General features: G+C 72.8%; 4 protein-coding genes and 2 pseudogenes. 2 read left to right on the top strand and 4 right to left on the bottom strand.

Annotated features, from left to right (window positions below):
- Window positions 1–181, bottom strand: a pseudogene (locus tag GTW43_RS22395) (DUF4190 domain-containing protein); the annotation flags it as partial.
- A gap of 338 nt (window positions 182–519) precedes the next feature.
- Here GTW43_RS22395 and GTW43_RS22390 point away from each other — a divergent pair.
- Both GTW43_RS22390 and GTW43_RS22385 read left to right on the top strand, forming a co-directional pair.
- Entirely contained in the window at window positions 520–1,545 is a 1,026-nt protein-coding gene (locus GTW43_RS22390; protein WP_161303811.1) for an adenosine deaminase, read from the top strand.
- A gap of 64 nt (window positions 1,546–1,609) precedes the next feature.
- Window positions 1,610–2,290 carry a glycerophosphodiester phosphodiesterase gene (locus GTW43_RS22385; protein ID WP_161303810.1) on the top strand — a complete coding sequence of 227 codons (681 nt, stop codon included), beginning with the start codon at window positions 1,610–1,612 and terminating at the stop codon, window positions 2,288–2,290.
- Between the two features lie 61 nt (window positions 2,291–2,351).
- Here the strand turns inward: GTW43_RS22385 and GTW43_RS22380 are convergent, their stop codons facing one another.
- From GTW43_RS22380 to GTW43_RS22370, 3 genes and pseudogenes are all read right to left on the bottom strand, one after another.
- Window positions 2,352–3,563 (bottom strand): VWA domain-containing protein, encoded by a 1,212-nt coding sequence (locus GTW43_RS22380; protein WP_161303809.1) that lies wholly within the window; start codon window positions 3,561–3,563, stop codon window positions 2,352–2,354.
- A 127-nt stretch (window positions 3,564–3,690) separates the two neighbouring features.
- The gene (locus GTW43_RS22375) at window positions 3,691–4,893 is read right to left on the bottom strand and encodes a spermidine/putrescine ABC transporter substrate-binding protein (protein ID WP_161303808.1); all 1,203 of its coding nucleotides are present in this window, start codon (window positions 4,891–4,893) and stop codon (window positions 3,691–3,693) included.
- A gap of 90 nt (window positions 4,894–4,983) precedes the next feature.
- Window positions 4,984–5,938: pseudogene (locus GTW43_RS22370) on the bottom strand (TerD family protein); the annotation flags it as partial.

The raw sequence follows: 5,938 nt of genomic DNA, 5'->3' as shown, positions 1-5,938 counted from the left end.
GGCCGCTCTGCTGCGGCGGGGGCGGCGGGGCCTGCGGGAGGCCCGCGGCCGGCATCGCCGTCACGGTCTGGCTGTCGTGGATGCCGCGGGCGCCCGCGGCGTTCGGCTGCCCGGCGCCGGGGACCGCGTCCTGCGGCGCTGCCCAGGGCTCGTTCCCCTGCGGGTCGTTGCCGCCTGCCATGCGAGGCCCCCTCGGTGCCGTACGTCGTGCTGAGCTGTCGGTGCTGCCGGGCCGTACGCCCGCTGCCGTGCTGTCCGTGCTGTCCGCGTGTTCCCGTGCCCGTGGCGCCGTGCCGTGTGGCCCGTCCGCCGTGCACGCGCCGGGCCGGGGTGCTCCGGCCGGGCGTGCGCCCATGCTACGTGCCGGGCGCCGGGGCCCGGCCCGGCGTGCCTCCCGGACTGCGACGGGCGGGCGGCGCCCGCATACGATGCGCTGGGCGCGTCCGATCCGTACCGGCGTGTCCAGACCCCGATCAGCCGATCACCCGAGTTCCTGGGGAGGAATCCGTGAGCCAGCGCATGCAGACCTTCATCGCCGCACTGCCCAAAGCCGAACTGCACGTCCACCATGTGGGCTCCGCCTCCCCCCGGATCGTCTCCGCGCTCGCGGCCCGGCACGCCGACTCGAAGGTCCCGACCGACCCCGAGGCGCTGGCCGACTTCTTCACGTTCACGGACTTCGCGCACTTCATCGACGTCTACCTGTCGGTCGTCGACCTCATCCGCACCCCCGAGGACGTCCGGCTGCTCACGTACGAGGTCGCCCGCGACATGGCGCGGCAGAACGTGCGCTACGCGGAGCTGACCATCACGCCGTACTCCTCGACCCGGCGCGGGATCGACGCGCGGGCGTTCATGGACGCCGTCGAGGACGCGCGCAAGGCGGCCGAGACCGAGTTCGGCACCGTGCTGCGCTGGTGCTTCGACATCCCCGGGGAGGCCGGTCTCACCTCGGCCGAGGAGACGGTCCGGCTGGCCACGGACGACAAGCTGCGCCCGGAGGGCCTCGTGTCGTTCGGCCTCGGCGGGCCCGAGGTCGGCGTGCCGCGCCCGCAGTTCAAGCCGTACTTCGACCAGGCGATCGCCGCCGGGCTGCACTCGGTGCCGCACGCCGGCGAGACGACCGGCCCCGAGACCGTGTGGGACGCGCTGCGCGACCTGCGCGCCGAGCGCATCGGCCACGGCACCTCCTCGGCGCAGGACCCCGCGCTCCTCGCCCACCTGGCGGAGCACGGCATCCCGCTGGAGGTGTGCCCCACGTCCAACATCGCGACGCGTGCCGTCAAGACCCTGGAGGAGCACCCGCTCAAGGCGTTCGTGGACGCGGGCGTCACGGTGACGATCAACTCCGACGACCCGCCGATGTTCTCGACGGACCTCAACACGGAGTACGCCGTCGCGGCCCGCCTGCTGGGGCTCGACGAGCGCGGCGTGGCCGAGCTCGCGAAGAACGCGGTGCGGGCGTCGTTCCTCGACGACGCGGGCAAGGCGCGGATCAGCGCGGAGATCGACGCGTACACGACGGTCTGGCTCGCGGGCGCCTGACCGGGAGCGGACCGCGCGGCGCCCCGCGCGGTCCGGAAGGCCGCGGGGCACCACAATGGTGCCCATGCGCACCGTGACTGCTGTGGCCCACCGAGGCGACCCCTACCGCGTCCGTGAGAACACCCTCCCGTCCCTGCGCTCGGCGCTGGAGCGGGGCGCGGACGCCGTCGAGGTCGACGTCCGGCTGACCCGCGACCGGGTCCCCGTCCTGCTGCACGACGCCACGCTGGACCGGTTGTGGAAGCACGACCGACCGCTCTCCGCGCTCTCCGCCGACGAGGTCCGCGGCCTGACGGAGGGCGGCGTCCCCACGCTCGCCGAGGCCCTCGAACAGACCGGCGACGCGCGCATCATGGTCGACCTGCCGGGCGCCGACACCCGCACGGTCCGCACGGTCGTCGGCGTGATCGCCGACTGCGGCGCCGCCGAGCGCGTCTACTACTGCGCCGGAGCCGGGACGATGCTGAAGGTGCGCGCCGCCGACCCCGCCGCCGAGATCGCCCTGACCTGGACGACCCTGGCCCCGCCACGCCCGGCACTGCTGGCCGCGATCGGCCCGCGCTGGCTCAACTACCGCTTCCCGCTGGTGACCCCGGACCTGACCGCCCGCGTCCACCGCGACGGCCTCCTGGTCTCGGCCTGGACCCCGGACACGAAGCGCTCGATGCGCCGCCTCATCGCCGCGGGCGCCGACTCCCTGACGACGAACCGCGTCGACGTCCTGGCGGGGCTGCGCGGGGCGTGACCGGGCCGTCCCCTCGGGCGGATCGAAGCCACACCGAGGGGCCTGCCGCGCCCCTTCTTGGTCAGCGCTGGAGCCAGACCGCGAAGGCGCTGACGAGACCCGCATAGAAGCGCTCGTCGGGGACTGATCCGGGGTTCCTGCTCGCATCGTAGAAGGCGACGTTCGTGAGGCCGGAGGCGGTGAGGTTCTTGTAGAACGCGAGTCTGCCCCGGCCGAATCCGACGAACAGCCAGAAGACGCCGAGGGATGCCGTGTTCTGCAGAAGCGAACGCGCCTCGGTCTTGTCCCACGGCTCGTCGCCGACCTGCGTCACGACGAATGCCGGGTCGACTGCTCCGGACTCCTGGTAATGGCCCACCGCGCGCCGCATCGCGTCCGCCACGTTTCCCCACCCCCAGTCGACCTGGGTGTGCAATTGTCCGATGCGCCCTCGGTAGTTCTCCAGACGGATCTCCTCCAGCAGGGGTGCCTGGCCGCCGGAGAACACGACGGGCACCGTGCCGTCGTCGTCGAGATGGGCCGACAGCACGAGGACCCGCTCGGCGAAGGCCTGCACTGCGAACGACTCGTACAGTTCCTGCATGTAAGTGTCGTGGTCCAGGATCAGGTACACCGCAGCGCGCCGGTCCGCGATGCCACGGTCCGTCAGGGCGTAGCCCGCCCCGCGCGCAGGTGACAGCAGCCCGGGAGCCAGGCGCCCCACCTTCGACACTGCTCCCTCGGCGTTCGACACCCGCTGCCGTCGCCGGGCCGAGGGGACCGCGGGCGTGGGCGGCGGTTCAGGATCGACGTCCACGCCGTAGTCCGTGGCGAGGCCGGCCAGGCCGGACGCGTACCCCTGCCCGACGGCACGGATACGCCAGCCGCCGCGGCGTCGGTACAACTCGGCAAGGACCACCACCGTCTCCCCGGAGGTGAAATCGGGTGCCGCGAACGACAGGACAGGGGAACCCGCCTGCTCGATCGTGAGGGAGGGGGCCCGAGTGAAGACGGCGCCGACCGCCAGCGGGTCGACGCTCACCACGACCACCACCCGCTCCACGTCGGCCGGTACGTGCACGAGATCTGCGGTGACCGCTGCGCCGACGACCGAGACCCCGTCCTGGGACGGGTGGTTGTAGAAGACCAGGTCCTCGTCGGCACGGACCCTGCCATTCGCCCCGAGCAGCAGGGCCGAGACGTCGGCGGCCGGCCCGGGCACGGACACGGTGAGGAGCACCGGCGCCGCCGTGAGGGCGTTGTTCTCCCCTTTGCGTAACGACGTCGTCCGCATCCCCGGCCCCCCGCTCGAACGATGAGAGAGGAAACGGTAGTCCGCTACCGCCCGACCGTCTCGGATTCGCACGGAATGCGTCCATGCGGACACAACTGCCCGCCTCCGCACACGGCAGGACCCGCGCTCACAGGCCCACGATCGCGTTCCACCGTTTCGCGAACTCCGTGCGTTCGGAGGACTTGATGTCGCGGGCGATGGCGAGGCGGGAGCGCATGGCGTCGTCCGGGAAGATCAGGGGGTCCTCGGCGAGGGCGGCCGTGTCCTTGTCCTTGGAGGAGGCGAGGACGTCCTTGGCGGCGGGCACGGGGCACACGTAGTTGACCCAGGCCGCGAGTTCGGCGGCGACCTCGGGCTCGTAGTAGTAGTCGATGAGCTGTTCGGCGTTGGCCTTGTGGTCCGCGAGGTTGGGGATCATCAGGGACTCGGCCCACAGCTCGGCGCCCTCCTCGGGAACGACGAACTCGATGTCGGGGTCGTCGGCCTGGAGCTGGATGACGTCGCCGCTGTAGGCCTGGCAGGCGAGGACGTCGCCGCTGGACAGGTCCTTGATGTAGTCGTTGCCGGTGAAGCGGCGGATCTGCTTCGCCTTGACGAGCTTCTCGACCTGGTCGCAGACGGCGTGGAAGTCGTCGGCGGTCCACTTCGTGATGTCGACGCCGTTGCCCTGCATGAGCAGCGCGAAGGACTCGTCGAGCCCGGACAGCAGGGTGACGCGGCCCTTGAGGTCGGCGGCCCACAGGTCCGAGACATGCTGGATCTCGCGGCCGAGGCGCCGCTTGTTGTACGCGATGCCGGTGATGCCGGACTGCCAGGGCACGGTGGACTTGCGGCCGGGGTCGAAGGCCGGGTCGCGCAGCAGCGGGTCGAGGTACTTGGTGACGTTCGGCTGGCGCGCGCGGTCCATCCGCTGGACCCAGCCCAGCCGCACGAAGCGGGAGCACATCCAGTCGGAGATGACGATGAGGTCGCGGCCCGTGCTCTGGTGGTTCATCAGGGACGGGCTGATCTTGCCGAAGAACTCGTCGTTGTCGTTGATCTCCTCGGTGTACCTGACCTGGATGCCGGTCTGTTTCTCGAACGCGTCGAGGGTGGGGCGCTTCGACGGGTTGTCGTCGTCGACGTCGATGTAGAGCGGCCAGTTCGCCCAGGTGAGCCGCTTGTCGCCGGCCGAGCGGTCGGTGGTGGCGCGGTCCCCCGGCGCCACGTAGGCGGCGGGCACCCCGCAGCCCGTGGCGAGGGCGCCGACGGCCGTCGCGGCGGCACCGCCGCCCAGCGCGCGCAGCAGGGAACGACGGGTGACCTGGGAGGTGACGTGGTGGGATCGCACCCCCGCAGGATGCCGCCGCCCGGCCCGCCGATCAATGGACGCTGCGTCCGGGCGGGGCGCCCTGCGGGCGACACCTTGTCGAGACGCGGGCTACGGCCGGCCCGGTTCGAGCCGGGCGACGAGGTCACCGGCCGTCCTGCGGCCCAGCCCGTACGCGTCGGCGGGGCCGGGGAAGAGCCGGTACAGCGTGCCCTCGGCGGCCTCGGGCAGCTCCGCGTACTCGAGCGCGGCGAAGACCCGGCGTCCGGCGAGGTCCGGCACCGTCGCGGCGGGCACATCGGGCTCCCAGCCCTCGCGGACCCGCAGGGCGAACTCGGCGCGCGGCTCGTCCGCCGCCCGCCGGTAGATCCGCCCGGCGCCCGACGCGTCCCGTACGACGACGTCGCCGTCGGTGCGGGCGGCCGCCGTCCAGCACGCGACGTCCCACAGGGTGGCCCGGTCGCCCGCCTGGAACGCGTCGAGCAGGTCGCGGCCGAGGCGGCGCAGGGCCTCCTTGTGCCGCCACACGCTGTGGTTGCCGTCGCCGGTCGGCAGGGTGGTGTCCGCCCACCAGGCGCGCAGGGTGCGCAGGTCGACGATCATCGGCACGAGCGCCTTGGCGTCCCCGGCGAGGTCGAAGCGCTGGCGCACGGCCCGCGCGTCGAAGCGGGCGCGCGCGCCCCGCTCCACGCCCATGAACCCGGCGAACGCGTCCGGCAGCCGGTCGAACGGCACGTCGTTGTAGGAGAGGACGACGGGCAGCGCGAAACGCACGCCGGACGCCCGCAGCGCGCCGAGGTCGAGGTCCACGTACTCGGTGGCGCCGTGCGGCGCGGGCGCGGACGTGAGGTCGCCGGAGTGCAGCGCGGCCTCGCCGCCCCACTCGAGGCGGGTGTAGTCGCACAGCCCGACGAAGCGCCACTGGTCGTCGTAGAAGGCGACCGACAGGTCCAGGTCGACGCGCTGCCCCTTCTCCTGCATCCAGTGCAGGAACAGCCGCAGCGCCCGGCCGTCCTGCGGCGCGGGCACCCGCAGCGCGCTGCCGCGCGGCACGGCGACGAGGGAG

It is taken from the genome of Streptomyces sp. SID5785 (assembly GCF_009870065.1).
Classification (GTDB): domain Bacteria; phylum Actinomycetota; class Actinomycetes; order Streptomycetales; family Streptomycetaceae; genus Streptomyces.
The sequence above is the reverse complement of the archived record's forward strand: the minus strand, read 5'-3'. Positions and strand labels throughout refer to the sequence as shown.